The following is a 16,546-nucleotide window of genomic DNA, read 5'->3' as shown; positions in this document are numbered from 1 at the left end:
GAGAAAAAAAGCAGATGTTTACAGGATTAATTCAAGCCTTGGCAACGATTCGGGTCGTGGATACCGATAGACTCTATTTGTCTGTATCCTCTGATACAATTCTCCAAGATTTAATGATTGGTGATAGTGTGGCTGTGGATGGGGTTTGTTTGACAGTTGAGGAAATTCTCCCAGAGGGTTTTGTGGCCACCGCTTCCCCGGAAACCCTACAGCGCACTACTTTGGGACGAAGGATTAAAACAGAAACCAACGTTAACCTAGAAACCTCTCTGCGGGTGGGTAGTAAAATCGGCGGTCATTTTGTCACCGGTCATGTGGACGGAATTGGCTGTTTATTAGAATCGATAATCGTGGCTAATTCTTGGGAAATGACCTTTGCTGCCCCTAGTTCCCTAGAAGACCAGTGGAATAACTACATAGCTCGTTATATCGTCGGTAAGGGCAGTATAGCTGTTAATGGCATCAGTTTAACCGTGGCCGATTGCGATGCCTCCGGCAGCTGGTTTAAAGTGGCTGTCATCCCCCACACCTACGCCGAAACCAATCTTTCCCATTTAAAATTAGGGGATTGGGTGAATCTAGAAGGGGATATTTTAGGCAAATATGTGGAAAAATTGCTAGGAATGCGCTCTTATCACGCTCCTAGCGAGATTAGCCTAGAATTTCTGGCTGAACATGGTTATTAGTTTTCCAGAAAAAGCCTAAGCACTTCCCGTACTGATTTTAGTCTACCTTCTGATACTAAATCCAGTTATTAAAGACTGATTATCTATTCCTCCTTTTGCCTTTTGCCTCTTGCATGAGTGCCTATCCTCATAAGTAGCCTATACTCAACGGATTTAGTATGACACAACAAGCAAATCGATTTTTTGCCAAACGGTGGGAAAACTTTTGGGAAAATAGTTTCCTAAAACCTTAAAACTACTTGTGTCAAAAATGTAAACCATCAAAACAGTCCTTTCTTTAATAAATATTTTTCAAGTTCTTCCACCATAGCAACTTTTTTAATGTTTAGATAATCGGCAACGCGCTCGATATCGTATTGGCCTTGATAGTATTTATTGAACACAAGTTTTAGGTAATTTTCTCCCAAATATGTCGCCTGATTAGCATAGTAATCACCTCCAGATTTTTTATTTTTGTCCTGACTTTTTCCCACCTGCTCACTGTACCACTCGCTTACTTGAAAAGTACATTCTTTCTGAGAAATCAAGTTATTATCTAATAGTTTTCGTAAAACTACTTCTCGACTAACCTTATAATCACTGGAAATTTTCGAGATAATTTTATCGTTAACTATTGTTTCTCTGATTATCTCAGAAAAAACATGATTAGGAAGCAGAAACTCCGCAGCAAATTTATTACAAAATATCTCGATATATTTATTTTCTCCTTGCAAACTATTAATATATCTATCGTTAGACTTAGTAATTCCATTAGTCTGCAAAAGAATATGTGCTAATTCATGAAAAATGGTAAATATTTGTCTAGATTTTTCCGTGCTATTATTAAGATAGATGATTGGAAATTCAATATCTATCAAGCAAAATCCCGAAATTTCTCGCTGCTTAAAAGAACGCTTAAAAATAAAAATACCAGCTTTTTCCACGGCACTCCGCCATTTTTTTAAGGCAGTTTCCCGATCATTCCAGGTCAGTTGTTCTTCTAGAGTAACGTTTAAATAATTTCTGATCTGTTCGGCTAATTTCCTTAAATCATCACTAGAGCTAACCGAAATATCCTGAAAGATTTTCTTGGTACTAGGATTAATACCATTATTAATTTCCTGTAGCGACAATTGCATCGCTTTTGCTTGTCGTAAAGCATAGATAGTATCGGCGGCCAAATTTTCGATTTCAAAGTCTGGCAAAGTTCTAAATTCTTGTTTTTCCTCCGCTTCTAGGGGAGGTTCTGGGAAAAAGAATAAAGCGAGGGGACGTTTATATATTTCTGCTAACTTTTCCAATTGACTATAGGTAGGAAAGTCCTCTCCTGACTCCCATTTCTCGATAACAGAAACATCTTTTTTAAACTTGACCGCCACAGACTCAAGAGAATATCTCGCCCTTTCTCTTGCCCATTGGATTATCTTGGGATTAACGCCTGTCAGTTTCTCGCCCATCACTTTATCTTATCATCACGAGATAGAGATTTCTAGCTTAATTGAGCTACTACAGTAGTTTAATTGTACTATATAGTTACCTAAAATAGAGACAATGTACCGATTTCTGGATAGGTCAGCGAGGGATTGATAACTTTTTCCTATATAAAAAACCAGCCGAAAGCTTGACATTAGCCAAAATACCCAGACAATGTTAAGTTAAATTAACCAATAGCCTAGGCTTGTATTTAAGGAAAACCCCTTATGGTAGCAACACCAGTTCAACAGAAATACGACATCAAAGATATTAGTTTAGCCCCCATCGGCAAACAACGCATCGAATGGGCTGGTCGGGAAATGCCCGTTTTGCGTCAATTAGCCGAACGTTACGCCATCGAAAAACCCTTTGCTGGACTGCGTTTAGTCGCTTGCTGTCACGTTACCACCGAAACCGCTAATTTGGCAATCGCACTCAAAGCCGGTGGCGCTGATGCGTTATTAATTGCTAGTAATCCCCTTTCCACCCAAGATGATGTGGCCGCTTGTTTAGTCGCTGATTACGGCATCCCCGTTTATGCAATCAAAGGGGAAGATAACGACACCTATCACCGTCACGTTCAAATCGCCCTCGATCATAAACCCCAGATTATCATCGATGATGGTTGTGATGTAGTGGCCACCCTGGTTAAAGAAAGAAGTCACCAATTACCCGACATTATCGGTACTACCGAAGAAACTACCACCGGCATCGTCCGTTTGCAAGCCATGCTCAAAGCTGGGGTGTTATCCTTCCCCGCAATGAACGTTAACGACGCAGAAACCAAGCATTTCTTTGATAATCGCTACGGTACAGGTCAATCTACCCTTGATGGTATCATTCGCGCCACCAATATCCTCCTCGCCGGTAAAACCGTGGTTGTGGCTGGTTATGGTTGGTGTGGTAAAGGTGTCGCTATGCGGGCCAAAGGTTTAGGCGCTAATCTAATTGTCACCGAAATTAACGCCGTACGCGCCATTGAAGCGGCGATGGACGGTTTCCGCGTTATGCCCATGGATGAAGCCGCTAAAGAAGGCGATATCTTCATCACTGTTACTGGTAACAAGCACGTTATCCGGGCTGAACATTTCGACCTAATGAAAGATGGGGCGATTGTTTCCAACTCCGGTCACTTTGATATTGAAATCGACCTGCAAGCTTTAGGCGCAAAAGCGAATAATGTTAAGGAAGTTCGCAACTTTACCCAACAATATAGCCTAAAAAGCGGTAAATCCGTCGTTGTTATCGGTGAAGGTCGCCTAGTTAACCTCGCAGCCGCCGAAGGTCATCCTAGCGCCGTTATGGATATGAGTTTCGCTAACCAGGCGATCGGTGTAGAATACTTGGTTAAAAATAAAGGTAAATTGGCCCCCGGCATCTACTCGATTCCCTACGAATTAGACCAAGAAATCGCCCGTTTGAAACTGCAAGCCATGGGGATTGAAATCGATACCCTCACCGAAGCCCAATTAGAATATATCAACTCCTGGACTTCCGGAACCTAATATCAGTTATCAGTTATCAGTTATCAGTTATCAGTTATCAGTTTTCAGATGTGAGTTTTCAGTTATCAGGTGTGAGTTTTCAGTTTACTGAAAATACTTCCCCAACCCCCTTTTTTTACTTTTAAACTGTTTTCTAAATCATAAAAAAATATGACTGAATGGATTACAAATACAATGACTTCGATGGGCTATTTAGGCATAGCCCTATTAATGTTTTTAGAGAATCTTTTTCCTCCCATTCCCTCAGAATTAATTATGCCCCTAGCCGGTTTTACCGTCCATGAGGGACAAATGGAATTTATTCCGGCAGTGGTAGCGGGGATTGTCGGAACCGTAGTCGGAGCGCTACCTTGGTATTATCTCGGTCGGGTTGTGGATGAGGAAAAAATCGAAAAACTAGCTGATAAATACGGCAAATGGATTACCGTTTCCGCTAAAGATATTCAAAAAGCCAATCAATGGTTTAACCGTCACGGTAGTAAAGCGGTTTTACTCTGTCGTTTGGTCCCCGGAGTGCGAACTTTGATTTCCCTACCTGCTGGGATGAATCACATGGCGATGATTCCCTTTTTAGTTTACTCCACCATCGGCACGACCCTCTGGGTCGTTTTTTTAACGGCAGCAGGTTACTTTTTAGGGAAAAATTACCCCCTTGTGGAAGAATATCTGGCTCCCGTCTCAAAAATAGCCCTACTTGCCCTCGTTATCTGGTTTATCCTCTGGATTATCCGCAAACGCAACCGCCGGTATGAGTAAATGTTGATCATAGGTGCTGCGTTACGACGGATTGTCACCTTCCAGTCAAAGCAGCAATTTTTGCCGTCTAACGCACCCTACGTTTTACTACGTTTTACTGCTTATAAAGGGGCAAAAGGATAAGAATATACGAGGTTTTAATATGCCAACAATTAAACTACGTTCTCAGATTGGTAGAGATGGAATCTTACATTTAGATATACCGTCCGATTTTAAAGAAACTGAAGTAAATGTTACAGTAACCGTTGAAGCGGTTCAAGAAGTCAGTGAAGATTTAGCAAGTAGAAAAGAGGAAAGAAAACCTCGCTATAATGCCTGGGGCAACCCAGTAGTAGAGCAATCTATTACCCAAGCTATTTCAGGAATGCGCCGCCTTCAAAAAACTGTAGCTTTACCTAAAAGTGAAATTCGTGCCATGCGAGAAGAAGGGAGGCGGTTTTGATTGAGTTCGTTTTAGATTGTTCGGTAGCAATTAGCTGGTGTTTGGTCGATGAAGATAACGATTATGCTAACGCAGTATTAGACATAATGCCAAACGCCGAAGCATTTGTTCCCGAAATTTGGTCTTTAGAGATTGTCAATACTCTCCTAGTCGCAGAAAGAAGAAATGGCTCTACCGAACCTGTCATGTAAAACTATTAACAACTCATGCTTGTAAAGCTTGTATAGTAAGGTTTTGAGTTTTTGTTAGATTGATATTTATCAACTTTAGAGCATTACTGGACAGAGAGGGAGCTTGGGGAATTTTCTACAGTGTAAGTTCGGAAGAACCGAAGAAATCGGATGACGGTCGAGCAAACTCAAGCATCGATTAATTGGTTACAGTCTTTACTTATTACTATTGATTCTTTAACTTCAGTCCAAGCTTTTGGCAGGACTTTAACACTAGCAAGAGAACAAAAATTAGCTTCTTATGATGCTGCTTACTTAGAGCTTGCTTTGCGCTTAGATTTACCATTGGCTACCAATGATAAGCAATTAATAGATGCAGCATTACGCTGTCAGGTAGAATTACTTAATCCCGCTCTAAATTAAACAAAGTTAGTTTTATCACCCGAATATTCCTTGGCTTGGTGGCTCTACCGTACTTGTGATGATAATATATAATGATGGTCTATGACAGAGACATTAAATACTGTTTGGTATTAGGAGAAAAGCTGTGCCACTGATTAAAATACCAAGGAATTATCTGATTGCTGAGGATGAAAATTTTATTACAGCAGACGTGCCAGATTCACTGCTTCAGCTTTGGCAAAAAGATTATCAAAAGGTGGTTAAAGCCAAAGGTATTCTTAAGGATAAAAAAGCGGCAATGCTATCTCATGTAGAGTCTCTTCGTCGGGAGTGGGATGGATGAAATACGTCTATGATACCAATATTTTTATTTATTATTTAGCCGATGATGATATAGTTACTTCTTTTTTCTCCCAAGCTTTTTTGAGTTTGCATCAGATTTTTATCTCACCAATTGTCAGAATTGAGTTACTCAGTTTTCCTACTTTGTCTAAGGAAGAAGAGCAGATAATTGAAGATTTACTCTCACAGTTTGAATTAATTCCCATATTGAGAGAAATTGAAGATATGACTATTCAACTGAAACGACAGTATAAAATCAAGATTCCCGATGCCATTATTGCCGCAACAACATTGAGCCAAAATGGATGTTTGGTCACTAGAAATGTTGATGATTTTAAGGATATTTCTGGTTTAAATATTAAAAACCCGTTTATTGATGAGGGGTAAAGAATAGTAGAAGAGCGAGAATTAAAAGTTGACTTATCTGCAAAGTAGCCTACTACTGGAAACCGATAGCTTGATGACAGCAACCAGTGCTAGGTATTGAAGTATAAAAAAAACCATGAATTCGTAGAGAAAGTAGCCAAAATTAGACTTGATAAAAGACCTGAGATTGTTATATGCTACAGGTTACAAGTCTTTGCGTGAGAGAAAACAAGTAACAATTCAAGCCATGCATTAAAGTCCAACAATACTCACCAGATACCTTAATTAAACAGCCTGGGAGGTGAGCTTTGGGGGCTCCAATATTAAAAGTTAAGTCGCTGTAAACCAACCAACTACCTCCTTTTCTCCAGCCGACGCGATCGCCGAACTTTTCCCACACCTTTTGATTATACTTTCTCGTGCCACCAAGACTTTCATAGATTTCTTTCTGGACGCTGAAGCCAAACTTACCGTTACTGTAGTTTAGCCAAAGTTGGTTAATAGTTCGTAAATCTTCACAGGGAAAATTATCAATAAGCTAAACGGCTTTTACTTCGGATCACCGATATAGACTCCAAAAGGGTTATAGCTATTGGATCATGCAGGTTAAGCGCCGTTTAGCTTATCCTCTCGTCTCAACCATCCTTCGCTTTCCCTTCCGGCGACCCGACACATAACTTTACCTGTTTCTTCGTCTGCTTCTTTCCAGTTTCCTGCTGCTAGGAGTTGCTGTAATCGAGAATAGTTAACACCCCTAGCACTTTATCGATTAATCCCTATCTTAATTGCAATGAGTATATAAAAAAAAGGAGTGAAAATAATCACTCCTACTGATAATCAGAAGAAAAAATGGCTTAAACCTAGAGAGCGTTGGCTCCCGCTACTACTTCTAGCAATTCTTGCGTAATAGCGGCTTGACGCGCTTTGTTGTAGGTGCGGCTTAAAGTCCCGATTAACTCGCTGGCGTTCTCGCTGGCGTTGCTCATCGCCGTCATCCGGGCTGCTAATTCACTCGCTGCCGATTCCTGGAGAGCGCGCAGTAATTGGTTATTTAAGTACAAAGGTAGGAGAGAATCGAGGATTTGGACGGGATTCTGCTCAAAAATCATGTCTTGGGGAAAAACCTGCGCTGGTTGGCTGGCCATTTTTTCCCGTTGTACCTTAAATTTTCCCTCTTTAGTCACCAAACGGAAAATCTCGTCATCCTGTACCGCTAAACCTTGGGTAGTTAAAGGTAACAGGGTTTGAATCACCGGAGTGGAACTGATCAGGGAGATAAAACGAGTATAAATTAACTCGACGCGATCAACTGTTTCCGATAAAAATAAGGAAAGCAATTCATCCCCAATCGTGCCAGCTTCATCGGCAGTAGGAATCTGTTCGAGGTTAATAAATTTAGCGGCAATGGGAGCATTCCGGCGCTCGAAATACTGTGCCGCTTTCCGGCCGGCAACAACTAATTGATAGTTAATCCCTTGCTCTTTTAATTCATTCATCCGTTGTTCGGCACGACGGATGACGTTAGTATTATAACCGCCACAAAGACCTCGATCGCCTGTCACTACCAACAGAGCCACGGTTTTTACTTCCCGTTGGGCCAGTAGGGGTAAGTTAACATCACTAAAGGCCAAACGACCTTGCAGATTATAAAGTACCTGAGCGAGGGCATCGGCAAAAGGACGGGTACAGAGAACTTGTTCTTGGGCGCGGCGCACTTTTGCGGCCGCCACTAGACGCATGGCCTCGGTAATTTTTTTGGTATTTTTGACCGATTGAATTTGGTCGCGAATCGCTTTGAGATTAGGCATAATTCAGTTATCAGTTATCAGTTATCAGTTATCAGTCATCAGTCAAGAGTCGGGGTTTAGGAGGGAATGGAGAGGTGGGGAAATGGGGAGATCGGGAAATTTCAACTAATACCCCAAAACCCCAAAACCTCAACACCCCATCCCCTAAAACCTAACCCCCATTACCAACATTCATTTACTGATTACCGAGATTATTTAAAGGCTTGTTTGTACTCGTTGATGCCATCTTTGAGCAGGCCTTCCGCTTCGTCGTTGAGTTGTTTTTCAGTGCTAACGATCTCAACGTAGCGAGGTTTGCTGGTTTTCAGGTATTCCCGTAGGCCAGTGCAGAAATCGATAACTTTATTGGTGGCGATATCGTCGAGATAACCGTTTAAACCGGCATAAACCACCGCGACCTGTTCCCAAACGGCCAGGGGGAAGTTTTGGGGCTGTTTCAGGATTTGACGCAGACGCTGACCGCGAGCGAGTTGTGCTTGGGTGGCCGCATCAAGGTCAGAAGCGAATTGAGCAAAAGCTTCTAATTCGTCAAACTGGGCTAATTCTAGTTTTAATTTACCGGCCACTTTCTTCATCGCTTTCGTTTGGGCTGCCGAACCCACGCGGGATACGGAAATACCAGCGTTAATAGCGGGACGGAAACCAGCGTTAAAGAGGTCGGTGGAGAGGAAGATCTGACCGTCAGTAATCGAAATTACATTGGTGGGAATGTAGGCAGAAACGTCACCGGCCTGGGTTTCGATAATCGGCAGGGCGGTCATGCTGCCACCACCGAGGGCATCGCTGAGTTTAGCGGCGCGCTCTAGTAAACGGGAGTGGAGATAGAAAACGTCGCCGGGGTAAGCTTCCCGACCGGGAGGACGACGCATGAGCAGGGATAGCTGACGATAAGCTTGAGCCTGTTTGGTGAGGTCATCGTAGATAACTAGGGTCGCTTTGCCTTTATACATGAAGTATTCGGCGATCGAAGCTCCGGTGTAGGGGGCGATATACTGGAGGGTGGCGGGGTCGTTAGCGTTAGCGGCCACCACCACGGTGTAATCCATGGCTCCTCTTTGGGTGAGGGTGTCGATTACTTGGGCGACGGTGGAGGCTTTTTGACCGATGGCGACATAGACACAGATCACGTCTTCGCTTTTCTGGTTAATGATTGTGTCAATGGCGATCGCAGTTTTACCGGTTTTTCTGTCACCGATAATTAACTCCCGTTGACCACGACCGACGGGAATCATGGCATCGATAGCGGTAATGCCGGTTTGCATCGGTTCACAGACGGATTTGCGAGCGACAATACCGGGGGCGGGGGATTCCACCAGACGGGTTTCGCTGGTGATGATGTCCCCTTTACCGTCGATGGGACGACCGAGAGCATCAACCACGCGGCCGACTAAGGCTTCACCCACGGGAACCTGAGCGATTTTACCGGTAGCTTTCACCGTACCGCCTTCTTTAATCCCGAAACCGTCACCCATTAACACTGCACCGACGTTATCTTCTTCGAGGTTAAGGGCGATGCCGACGGTTCCATCTTCAAATTCTAATAGTTCTCCCGACATGGCTTGTTGTAGGCCGTAGATGCGGGCAGTACCGTCACCCACTTGCAGGACGGTTCCCACGTTGGAGACCTGTACTTCTTGGTTATAGGATTCGATCTGTTGACGAATAATCGTGCTAATTTCGTCGGGTCTGATAGCTACCATAGTTTAATCTGGGAAAAAGTAAAAAATTAGGAGGTGAAAAAACGGCAAAAAAGGGAGATTAGATGACCTTAGCGCAGGGAGAGGCTGAGGCGTTGTAGTTGACCGCGAATGCTGGCATCAAAGACCTGAGAACCGACTTTGATCACCACACCACCGATGAGGCTGCCATCAACTTTGGTTTTCAGTTCGACCACATTTGCCCCGGTCAGGGTTTTCACTTTGTCGATGACGATTTGTTTTTGGCTATCGTTCAATTCGGTGGCCGAGGAAACTTCCGCTAAAACGGTGTTAGTCAGCACTCTAGCCAGGGTGAGATATTGTTGACAAACGGGTTCTAAAAATTGAATCCGACGTTTATCGACTAATAACATCATGAAGTTAGTTAAATAGGGATTGGCACTGCTCCCCATTACTTGGGAAAGAACGGCTTTTTTAGCTTCTTCTTTGATGACGGGATTGCCGATAAAAGCTCTTAGATCGGGAGCATTTTCTAGCAATTCCAAGAGGGATTTAATTTCGCCGCCGATCGCTTCTAATTGTCCGCTGCTTTGGGCGACGGAAAGTAATGCTTGGGCGTAGGGTTCGGCGATTTCTGAACTGATTAAACTTCCCTGCATCTATTTACCTCCTAGGTTGGCCAAACTGCGATCAATTAGGGTTTGTTGTACCGATTCTTCCAGGCCGGTGCTTAATTGGGATTCCACATTAGCTAAGGCTAAAGCGGTAATTCTTTGGCGTAATTCTACTAAAACGCGATCCTGTTCCGCCGAGAGATCTTTAGCGGCACTTTCGCGCATTCTTTGAATATCGAGTTCGGCTTGGGCGGCGATGTCGGCGGTGACAGCTTTAGCTCTAGATCGAGAGTTATCGATAATTTTTTCCGCCTCTTGTTTTGCCAGGGCGAGTTTTTTCTGTTCTTCGGCGAGGGCGGTAGCGGCAATATTTTTCCGGTTTTCAGCTTCGGCCAAAGCTTCAGCAATCTTCGACTGACGTTCTCCGAGGATTTGTCCGAGAACTTTGCGGCCGTAGAAGATGACTAAACCGAGCAGAATCGAGAGGTTAAATAGGTTAGTTCCTAAGATATCGGTGTTGATGCCGAATCCCTCTGCTGCCGCTTCCTTCGCCTCCGTGGCTAATAATAAAACTGTGTCGATGATCATGATTATTGAGGGCGGGGAGTAGGTTATGCAGTTATCAGTTATCAGAGGTAAGTTATCAGTCTTCTAACTTCTGACGACTGACTTCTATCTTTTCACTGATCACTGTTATTAACCAAGGGCTGGGGTTTAGCGAACGAGTTCGGGGCCGAGGAGTTTTTCGAGAATTTGACGGGAAAGAGAGGCTACTTGTCCTTCTAGAGAACGAAAGGCTTCTTCTTTCTGTTGGGCAATTTCGGCGGCGACGGCTTCTTTACGAGCGATCGCTTCTTTTTGGGCTGCGGCAACTCGTTCGCTGGCTAGTTTTTGGGCCTCAGCTTGCGCTTGGGCGATAATCTCTTGGGATTGTTTACGAGCCGAACTTAATTGCAATTCGTACTCTTGTACCAGTGCTTCGGTTTTGGCTAGTTGTTCTTTGGCTCCGCTTTCTGTTTGCCGAATATACTCCGCCCGTTCATCTAAAACTTTACTGAGGGGTTTATAAAAAACGGCGTTCAGGATCACTGCCAAAAGAATAAATTGTAGTGCCATCACTGGCAGGGTGGCATCGAAATCAAACATTGATTTATTCCTGATAAATAGAAGCTATAGGCAGGTTCAAAAAAGGAAGACGATCCCCCTGCTTTAACAATAAACAGTCAGGGGGGATCAGCAAAATTCCCTTAACTAGCTATCAGCCTTCCGTCCCAAAAACCAGACTTTTTAGTTGGCTCCTTCGGCGTTTTTTTAGAGTTTTGAAAACTCTCCCGCCAAGCTGCGGACTGGGGGCTGATAGCCCACTGCTTTTTTAATTAGGCGAAGGGGTTAGCGAACAGTAAAACGAGAGCGATAACCAAGCCGTAGATGGTTAAGGATTCCATGAATGCCAAGCTGAGGAGAAGGGTACCACGAATTCTTCCTTCAGCTTCGGGTTGACGGGCGATACCAGAAACAGCTTCTCCAGAAGCGGTACCTTGACCAACGCCGGGGCCGATAGCGGCTAAACCAACGGCGAGGGCGGCGGCGATAACGGAAGCGGCAGCTACTGTGGGGTTCATGGTGATTTTTTCCTCTATTTACTAATCAATTTCAATCTGTTGTTTACAGAGCGCGTTCTCAGCCGTAAAAAATGGCTGGTTTTCTGCTCAAAACTCCCGAAAGAGTTTTTGGGAAAGAACGATCTGGGAATTCAGTTGCTCATCCTGAATTCGACCAATAATTTCTTAGTTATTATCCTATTATTTGGACACTTTTCCCTAAGAAATTTTTCTTTTTTTGTCCCTCGCTTTTAAGCGTGTTCTTCTTCGTGTTCCGATTCCAGGGCCTCATGGATATAGGCCCCGGCAAGGGTGGCGAAGACAAGGGCCTGAATAGCGCTGGTAAATAAACCGAGAGCCATCAGGGGTAGGGGTACGACTAGGGGGACAAGGAAGACTAATACGGCCACTACCAACTCGTCCGCGAGGATGTTTCCGAAAAGACGGAAGCTGAGGGAGAGGGGTTTGGTAAAGTCTTCTAAAATTTTGATCGGTAATAGCACGGGAATCGGCTCTAGGTAGTGAGCAAAGTAACCGAGTCCTTTTTTACTGATGCCCGCGTAGAAGTAAGCGAGGGAAGTCAGTAGGGCTAACGCCACCGTGGTATTGATGTCGTTAGTGGGGGCGGCTAATTCTCCTTCGGGCAGTTCGATTAACTTCCAAGGAATCAATGCCCCTAACCAGTTAGAAACGAAAATAAATAAAAATAGGGTGCCGATGAAGGGCAACCAGGGTCGATATTCCTTTTCTCCTAGCTGGTTTTTGGCTAAATCGCGCAGAAATTCCAGAACGTACTCCATCAGGTTTTGAATACCGCTAGGAACTTTCTGGATCTTGCGGGTAGCGGCGATCGAGGCGATGATTAAGATAGCGAAGACGATCCAGGAGACCGCGATCACTTGCCCGTGAATTTTTAGTCCGCCGATGTGCCAGTACCAGTGTTGTCCCACTTCCAGGGAAGCGAGGCTATAAAAATTAAGCACACTTAAACTGTCTAACATTTCCACCTTGGAGAGATTCGGGTTCGCAAATCAGGGTTATTTTAACGGTCAAAGGGGTTAGGAATCGGCTTTCTGCTCCAACTTGAAGATGGTTTGCAGAGTATAGACGATGATCGCCCCTTTATAGGTCAAAAAACCCAAAAAAACTGGCACTATGTGCAGTTCTTGCCAACGACTGGCGATGATGATTAATCCAGCGAATAGGGCTAATCCTTTTTTGCCCACCCGATTTTTCGTTACCCCCAATTTTTCCACTTCCCCGGCCAGGAGTTTTAGGTAAACAACTCCCACCATTGCCCCTAATAGGTAATTAAGGGCGGTATTGAGGGAATAAAACCACCACACGGGAATAAAGATCAGACCGCTTAAGATCAGGGTGGTGATCAATAAAGTGTTTTGTAGTTGATAGTATTCCCGCATCGGATCTGACGGCGGGTTGGTTTCTGGGGTTGGGGGAGATTCGATCGATGGATCAGACAAGGTACACCTAAATCAGCGATAGACTAATCTCAATATCTAGATTGCTTTCCGAGCTATGACGCTCAGGTGAGCCACAAGACATATTATCACGGCAGTGGCAACAATTATTAAGCAATTGTAAATGGCCATGATTCCCCCCGCTCTCAGCCGTCATCAGCTTTTTTCTCCCCCCTCCCCTGTCCCTTCTCCCCACTTCCCCAACTCCGGCGCTCCCTCTTGCTTGTTCCCTAAAACCAGAGACTTCGTACCTCACTATTAAGATAACTGCTAAACTAAGTGATCCTGCCAATGGTTAATAAAAAGCAGTTGGTTGGGAAAAGGTAAGGTTCACTATTTTTTTCTATCTTGATTTTTAAACTCAATACCCATAAGAAAAAAGTTTTTGTGTGCTTCTCTCTGACAACAATCTCTAGGCAAAAAGCCCGATATTTTTTAAAAAAGCTGATAACTGATAACCGATTCTGTCTCCCGATACAAACTAACTGGGAACAATATTTAAGAAAGCATCGAAGTCTTTTAATGCTTCTTGGAATTGAGTAGCGGCAAGACTAGCATCTTTTTCTTTGGCTGCCGCATCGATACGTTCAAAGTGAACGAAAAGATTTTTCGCTAACTGCTTGGCTTTTTCTTGGTCTTTGGGCAGTAAATTACGGGATAATCCTACCATTTCCTGACGCAATTGCCCCAAGGGACCGTGGATATAGGTGCGAGTATCTACCCAATTTTTGTCAGCGATGAGGTCTTGCAAAACGCTCATTTTTTGGCGAAATCCTTCTATGGGTTGGATGTAAACCTGTAACTGTTCGATTTTTTGGGGACTGTAAACGCTGGGGATAGTTGCTTGCGGACCACTGCAGCTAACCAGCAGGGTAGTAACTAGGACTAAAACTAGGGAAATAATCGAGCGAAGACGTGGCATTGGTTTATATGTACTATTTAACAAGCTATTGACGTTCTCTCCCTTAACCAGTCAAGGTATCGGAACGATTTTTACTTTATCAGAATTTTGGGTTTAAAACCTCGCCCCTTTTAGGGCATCCATTGGTCACATCTTTCATTAACAAAAAGAGAAGAAACTTAAAAAGGGCTCTTCTCGACTTTGTGCAATAAGTGGGTGGGTGGAATTAAATATAAGATAAACGTAGGTTGGGTTGAAGCATGAAACCCAACGCCCGCATGGGTTACGCTACCGCTAACCCATCCTACAAATAATTGTGCCTCCCTACTTAAGTTTAACTTATATAGTAGAGATCGATCTTTGTGTCCTCTGTGTCTCTGTGGTTCCTTCCACTGAAAAGTTCCTGAACAGTAATGATTGTAACGGAAATGGAGTGACGGGACGCATTAGCAATAACTTGGGGATGATTGCGAAGAATTAGGGAAATATGGTCAGTATCGAGAATATATTGAGACACAAATCTTTATCCTCTACAGATAATAAGCTAAACGGCGCTTAACCTGCATGATCCAATAGCTATAACCCTTTTGGAGTCTATATCGGTGATCCGAAGTAAAAGCCGTTTAGCTTATGAGGGATCTACTTCACTGTCATCATCTAAAGTACGTTCTGCTTGAAGTGTATCCATGATTTCTTGAAAATCTGCGTCATTTTCAAAGATACCTGCAAATTCTCGCCAATTGGGTGAGGGGTTATCTAGGGGTGTTGTCCATGATATCGTTTCAATTTGGCTAATTTGTTCGATAAAGGTTGTTTGTAGTTGGGAAATGGCTTCTTCTTTGGTGGGTGCTTGGACTCGAAAATGAGGCAATTCAGCGATAGATACAGCATATTGACCATTTTTAAGGGTTTCTATCAGTATTTTTACCTTTAGATTAGCTGATGGTTGGGAGGGCGGGATATTGAGATTGATGACCATAGCATTTTGTTGATTTATCGCTTTACTTCCTTATTTTATTGGAAGTCAAGATAAGTATGAGGCATTTTTGGATAAGTTAGGGTTTAGAGAGTTGCGTTGCCGAAGGCACACTGTGTGATCGCTCGTTTTTAATTATGGGTAATATCAATTATGGCTAAAATGTTTCCCCCAGATGCGCCTTCTAATCCTGATTTACGGGGAGAATCAGAAGTATATCATTTACTATCTCAACTTGACGATGATTTTTACATTTTTCAAGACAGATACTGGATTTTTAAGAATAAAGATGGAGCTAGAACTGAAAGAGAAACGGATTTCTTGTTAGTTCACCCCCAGAAAGGCCTATTGATTATTGAAGTCAAGGGAGGAACTCGATTTTCTTACGACGGGGAACATGATAAGTGGAAATCGGGAGATAATATTTCTTATCAAAATCCCTACAAAAAACAATTAGCTAACTCAAAGAATTTGCCGTTATTCCTAAAAGGTGAACTACCTAGTTTGAAAAATCGTTGGATAACTTGTGGATATGCAATTTGTTTTACTCATATTGATATTTTAGAGGGAAATTTAGCTCTCTTTATGGAAAAAAAGTTACTTTATTTAGAGATGATCTGAAAAATCTAGGTGAGAAAATCAACGAAATATATAGTCATTATAGCAATAATAATAATCATCATCAACCTCTTGGCAAAAAGATAGTAGAAGAAATTAAAACTTTAATTACCCCTAATTCAGAATTTAGAAAATCCCTAAGTGCAAAACTAGAAGATGAGGAACAAACTATAATTAAGCTGACTAAAGAGCAACAAGAAATTTTAGATGGTTTTTATAAAGTTAAAACTCCAATCCTTATTGATGGACCTGCGGGAACAGGAAAAACTCAACTCGCAATCTCACAAGCTATTTCAGATATTCAATCTGATAGATTGGTTTTATTCATTACTAATTCTCAGGATTCAAAATATGATATTTCTAAGGAAATTTCGCTTAATGTTGAAATTAATAATGATCTTTTAAAGATATTTACGCTTCAAGAACTTAGTTTAGTACAAAAAGTTTTAGAAAATAAAGAAAATTTAGAAGAAGTCAGAATTATTATTGATGAGGCACAACAATTAGATGGTGATTTTTTAAGAAAAATAGCTGACTATGCTAGTCAAATGTTTAATCTATCAATTTTAATTTTTAAAGATGATTCTCAAAAAACTAATGAAAATGATATACAAGAGATATTTAAACCCTTTAATGGGACTTAAACGCTCAACAAAAGTCCAATCGAGTATAATCGTTACAGAGTAAGCACTTTACGTTGAGAAATCGGCGATGAAAGAGACAACCCCAGCCGCGATGCCTCCCTGCTTTGACCGATGGTGTCGGCGGTTT

General features: G+C 42.7%; 24 protein-coding genes and 1 pseudogene. 11 read left to right on the top strand and 14 right to left on the bottom strand.

Features of this window, described 5'->3' with window-relative positions; genetic code table 11:
• Nucleotides 1-14 precede the first annotated feature (14 nt).
• Nucleotides 15-686 carry a riboflavin synthase gene (locus IM322_RS09720; RefSeq protein WP_287675590.1) on the top strand — a complete coding sequence of 224 codons (672 nt, stop codon included), beginning with the start codon at nucleotides 15-17 and terminating at the stop codon, nucleotides 684-686.
• 260 nt (nucleotides 687-946) lie between these two features.
• Here IM322_RS09720 and IM322_RS09715 read toward each other — a convergent pair whose 3' ends face one another.
• Entirely contained in the window at nucleotides 947-2,122 is a 1,176-nt protein-coding gene (locus IM322_RS09715) for an ImmA/IrrE family metallo-endopeptidase (protein ID WP_287675589.1), read from the bottom strand.
• A 243-nt stretch (nucleotides 2,123-2,365) separates the two neighbouring features.
• Here IM322_RS09715 and ahcY point away from each other — a divergent pair, with 243 nt between their 5' ends.
• The 8 genes from ahcY (at nucleotide 2,366) to IM322_RS09675 (ending at nucleotide 6,142) form a co-directional block, all read left to right on the top strand.
• Entirely contained in the window at nucleotides 2,366-3,643 is a 1,278-nt protein-coding gene (ahcY, locus tag IM322_RS09710) for an adenosylhomocysteinase (protein ID WP_287079895.1), read from the top strand.
• A gap of 150 nt (nucleotides 3,644-3,793) precedes the next feature.
• A complete protein-coding gene (locus tag IM322_RS09705; protein WP_045360674.1) occupies nucleotides 3,794-4,399 on the top strand; it encodes a DedA family protein in 606 nt (201 codons plus the stop codon).
• Nucleotides 4,400-4,522: a hypothetical protein gene (locus tag IM322_RS09700; RefSeq protein WP_287675588.1), complete on the top strand. Its 123-nt coding sequence runs from the start codon at nucleotides 4,400-4,402 to the stop codon at nucleotides 4,520-4,522.
• A 19-nt stretch (nucleotides 4,523-4,541) separates the two neighbouring features.
• Complete coding sequence (locus IM322_RS09695) at nucleotides 4,542-4,841, top strand: hypothetical protein (RefSeq protein WP_002773173.1); 300 nt, start codon at nucleotides 4,542-4,544, stop codon at nucleotides 4,839-4,841.
• The gene (locus IM322_RS09690) at nucleotides 4,838-5,032 is read left to right on the top strand and encodes a type II toxin-antitoxin system VapC family toxin (RefSeq protein WP_287675587.1); all 195 of its coding nucleotides are present in this window, start codon (nucleotides 4,838-4,840) and stop codon (nucleotides 5,030-5,032) included. Before IM322_RS09695 ends, IM322_RS09690 begins: the two co-directional genes overlap by 4 nt.
• 150 nt (nucleotides 5,033-5,182) lie before the next feature.
• On the top strand, nucleotides 5,183-5,434 hold the full coding sequence (locus IM322_RS09685; protein ID WP_287079898.1) for a type II toxin-antitoxin system VapC family toxin: 252 nt from the start codon (nucleotides 5,183-5,185) through the stop codon (nucleotides 5,432-5,434).
• Between the two features lie 124 nt (nucleotides 5,435-5,558).
• The gene (locus IM322_RS09680) at nucleotides 5,559-5,756 is read left to right on the top strand and encodes a hypothetical protein (protein WP_002789758.1); all 198 of its coding nucleotides are present in this window, start codon (nucleotides 5,559-5,561) and stop codon (nucleotides 5,754-5,756) included.
• A complete protein-coding gene (locus tag IM322_RS09675; RefSeq protein ID WP_287675586.1) occupies nucleotides 5,753-6,142 on the top strand; it encodes a type II toxin-antitoxin system VapC family toxin in 390 nt (129 codons plus the stop codon). Before IM322_RS09680 ends, IM322_RS09675 begins: the two co-directional genes overlap by 4 nt.
• 169 nt (nucleotides 6,143-6,311) lie before the next feature.
• On the opposite strand, the gene IM322_RS23695 is transcribed toward IM322_RS09675, so the two are convergent.
• The 13 genes and pseudogenes from IM322_RS23695 to IM322_RS09615 all read right to left on the bottom strand — a co-directional run bounded on the left by IM322_RS23695 (nucleotide 6,312) and on the right by IM322_RS09615 (nucleotide 15,160).
• Nucleotides 6,312-6,623: a GUN4 domain-containing protein gene (locus tag IM322_RS23695; protein ID WP_502863638.1), complete on the bottom strand. Its 312-nt coding sequence runs from the start codon at nucleotides 6,621-6,623 to the stop codon at nucleotides 6,312-6,314.
• Nucleotides 6,624-6,727: 104 nt separating this feature from the next.
• A pseudogene (locus IM322_RS23690) lies at nucleotides 6,728-6,820 on the bottom strand (hypothetical protein); the annotation flags it as partial.
• Nucleotides 6,821-6,981: 161 nt separating this feature from the next.
• Entirely contained in the window at nucleotides 6,982-7,929 is a 948-nt protein-coding gene (locus IM322_RS09665) for a F0F1 ATP synthase subunit gamma (RefSeq protein WP_002784837.1), read from the bottom strand.
• Between the two features lie 191 nt (nucleotides 7,930-8,120).
• On the bottom strand, nucleotides 8,121-9,629 hold the full coding sequence (gene atpA / locus IM322_RS09660) for a F0F1 ATP synthase subunit alpha (RefSeq protein WP_287675585.1): 1,509 nt from the start codon (nucleotides 9,627-9,629) through the stop codon (nucleotides 8,121-8,123).
• A 68-nt stretch (nucleotides 9,630-9,697) separates the two neighbouring features.
• Entirely contained in the window at nucleotides 9,698-10,246 is a 549-nt protein-coding gene (gene atpH / locus IM322_RS09655) for an ATP synthase F1 subunit delta (protein ID WP_002763366.1), read from the bottom strand.
• On the bottom strand, nucleotides 10,247-10,789 hold the full coding sequence (locus tag IM322_RS09650; protein WP_104397599.1) for a F0F1 ATP synthase subunit B: 543 nt from the start codon (nucleotides 10,787-10,789) through the stop codon (nucleotides 10,247-10,249). It abuts the gene before it with no gap.
• Nucleotides 10,790-10,915: 126 nt separating this feature from the next.
• Complete coding sequence (locus IM322_RS09645; RefSeq protein ID WP_002795845.1) at nucleotides 10,916-11,347, bottom strand: F0F1 ATP synthase subunit B'; 432 nt, start codon at nucleotides 11,345-11,347, stop codon at nucleotides 10,916-10,918.
• 230 nt (nucleotides 11,348-11,577) lie between these two features.
• The gene (gene atpE / locus IM322_RS09640) at nucleotides 11,578-11,823 is read right to left on the bottom strand and encodes an ATP synthase F0 subunit C (protein WP_002740068.1); all 246 of its coding nucleotides are present in this window, start codon (nucleotides 11,821-11,823) and stop codon (nucleotides 11,578-11,580) included.
• A gap of 230 nt (nucleotides 11,824-12,053) precedes the next feature.
• Nucleotides 12,054-12,803, bottom strand: a complete 750-nt coding sequence (gene atpB / locus IM322_RS09635; protein ID WP_002739857.1) for a F0F1 ATP synthase subunit A — start codon at nucleotides 12,801-12,803, stop codon at nucleotides 12,054-12,056.
• A gap of 57 nt (nucleotides 12,804-12,860) precedes the next feature.
• Nucleotides 12,861-13,223: an ATP synthase subunit I gene (locus IM322_RS09630; protein ID WP_149988376.1), complete on the bottom strand. Its 363-nt coding sequence runs from the start codon at nucleotides 13,221-13,223 to the stop codon at nucleotides 12,861-12,863.
• Nucleotides 13,224-13,761: 538 nt separating this feature from the next.
• Complete coding sequence (gene psbQ, locus IM322_RS09625) at nucleotides 13,762-14,202, bottom strand: photosystem II protein PsbQ (RefSeq protein WP_286824893.1); 441 nt, start codon at nucleotides 14,200-14,202, stop codon at nucleotides 13,762-13,764.
• A 313-nt stretch (nucleotides 14,203-14,515) separates the two neighbouring features.
• Nucleotides 14,516-14,698, bottom strand: coding sequence for a type II toxin-antitoxin system VapC family toxin (locus IM322_RS09620; protein ID WP_287675584.1), 183 nt, complete (start codon nucleotides 14,696-14,698; stop codon nucleotides 14,516-14,518).
• Nucleotides 14,699-14,809: 111 nt separating this feature from the next.
• The gene (locus tag IM322_RS09615; protein WP_287675583.1) at nucleotides 14,810-15,160 is read right to left on the bottom strand and encodes a hypothetical protein; all 351 of its coding nucleotides are present in this window, start codon (nucleotides 15,158-15,160) and stop codon (nucleotides 14,810-14,812) included.
• Nucleotides 15,161-15,310: 150 nt separating this feature from the next.
• Here IM322_RS09615 and IM322_RS09610 point away from each other — a divergent pair, with 150 nt between their 5' ends.
• Together IM322_RS09610 and IM322_RS09605 are read left to right on the top strand one after the other, a co-directional pair.
• Complete coding sequence (locus IM322_RS09610) at nucleotides 15,311-15,778, top strand: nuclease-related domain-containing protein (protein ID WP_287675582.1); 468 nt, start codon at nucleotides 15,311-15,313, stop codon at nucleotides 15,776-15,778.
• Nucleotides 15,775-16,419 carry an ATP-binding protein gene (locus IM322_RS09605; protein ID WP_353737503.1) on the top strand — a complete coding sequence of 215 codons (645 nt, stop codon included), beginning with the start codon at nucleotides 15,775-15,777 and terminating at the stop codon, nucleotides 16,417-16,419. The genes IM322_RS09610 and IM322_RS09605 overlap by 4 nt, the downstream gene beginning before the upstream one ends.
• Nucleotides 16,420-16,546: the final 127 nt, after the last annotated feature.

The sequence above is a fragment of the Microcystis sp. M109S1 genome, from assembly GCF_020247025.1.
Classification (GTDB): domain Bacteria; phylum Cyanobacteriota; class Cyanobacteriia; order Cyanobacteriales; family Microcystaceae; genus Microcystis.
Note: the sequence above shows the minus strand (reverse complement) of the source record. Positions and strands in the feature narration are given on the sequence as shown.

Excerpts from the sequence above, each read along its gene's own strand:
- IM322_RS09720 (WP_287675590.1), top strand. The coding sequence starts at position 15 with ATGTTTACAGGATTAATTCAAGCCTTGGCAACGATTCGGGTCGTGGAT.
- IM322_RS09715 (WP_287675589.1), bottom strand. The coding sequence starts at position 2,122 with ATGGGCGAGAAACTGACAGGCGTTAATCCCAAGATAATCCAATGGGCA.
- ahcY (WP_287079895.1), top strand. The coding sequence starts at position 2,366 with ATGGTAGCAACACCAGTTCAACAGAAATACGACATCAAAGATATTAGT.
- IM322_RS09705 (WP_045360674.1), top strand. The coding sequence starts at position 3,794 with ATGACTGAATGGATTACAAATACAATGACTTCGATGGGCTATTTAGGC.
- IM322_RS09700 (WP_287675588.1), top strand. The coding sequence starts at position 4,400 with ATGTTGATCATAGGTGCTGCGTTACGACGGATTGTCACCTTCCAGTCA.
- IM322_RS09695 (WP_002773173.1), top strand. The coding sequence starts at position 4,542 with ATGCCAACAATTAAACTACGTTCTCAGATTGGTAGAGATGGAATCTTA.
- IM322_RS09685 (WP_287079898.1), top strand. The coding sequence starts at position 5,183 with ATGACGGTCGAGCAAACTCAAGCATCGATTAATTGGTTACAGTCTTTA.
- IM322_RS09675 (WP_287675586.1), top strand. The coding sequence starts at position 5,753 with ATGAAATACGTCTATGATACCAATATTTTTATTTATTATTTAGCCGAT.
- IM322_RS09665 (WP_002784837.1), bottom strand. The coding sequence starts at position 7,929 with ATGCCTAATCTCAAAGCGATTCGCGACCAAATTCAATCGGTCAAAAAT.
- atpA (WP_287675585.1), bottom strand. The coding sequence starts at position 9,629 with ATGGTAGCTATCAGACCCGACGAAATTAGCACGATTATTCGTCAACAG.
- atpH (WP_002763366.1), bottom strand. The coding sequence starts at position 10,246 with ATGCAGGGAAGTTTAATCAGTTCAGAAATCGCCGAACCCTACGCCCAA.
- IM322_RS09650 (WP_104397599.1), bottom strand. The coding sequence starts at position 10,789 with ATGATCATCGACACAGTTTTATTATTAGCCACGGAGGCGAAGGAAGCG.
- IM322_RS09645 (WP_002795845.1), bottom strand. The coding sequence starts at position 11,347 with ATGTTTGATTTCGATGCCACCCTGCCAGTGATGGCACTACAATTTATT.
- atpE (WP_002740068.1), bottom strand. The coding sequence starts at position 11,823 with ATGAACCCCACAGTAGCTGCCGCTTCCGTTATCGCCGCCGCCCTCGCC.
- atpB (WP_002739857.1), bottom strand. The coding sequence starts at position 12,803 with ATGTTAGACAGTTTAAGTGTGCTTAATTTTTATAGCCTCGCTTCCCTG.
- IM322_RS09630 (WP_149988376.1), bottom strand. The coding sequence starts at position 13,223 with ATGCGGGAATACTATCAACTACAAAACACTTTATTGATCACCACCCTG.
- psbQ (WP_286824893.1), bottom strand. The coding sequence starts at position 14,202 with ATGCCACGTCTTCGCTCGATTATTTCCCTAGTTTTAGTCCTAGTTACT.
- IM322_RS09615 (WP_287675583.1), bottom strand. The coding sequence starts at position 15,160 with ATGGTCATCAATCTCAATATCCCGCCCTCCCAACCATCAGCTAATCTA.
- IM322_RS09610 (WP_287675582.1), top strand. The coding sequence starts at position 15,311 with ATGGCTAAAATGTTTCCCCCAGATGCGCCTTCTAATCCTGATTTACGG.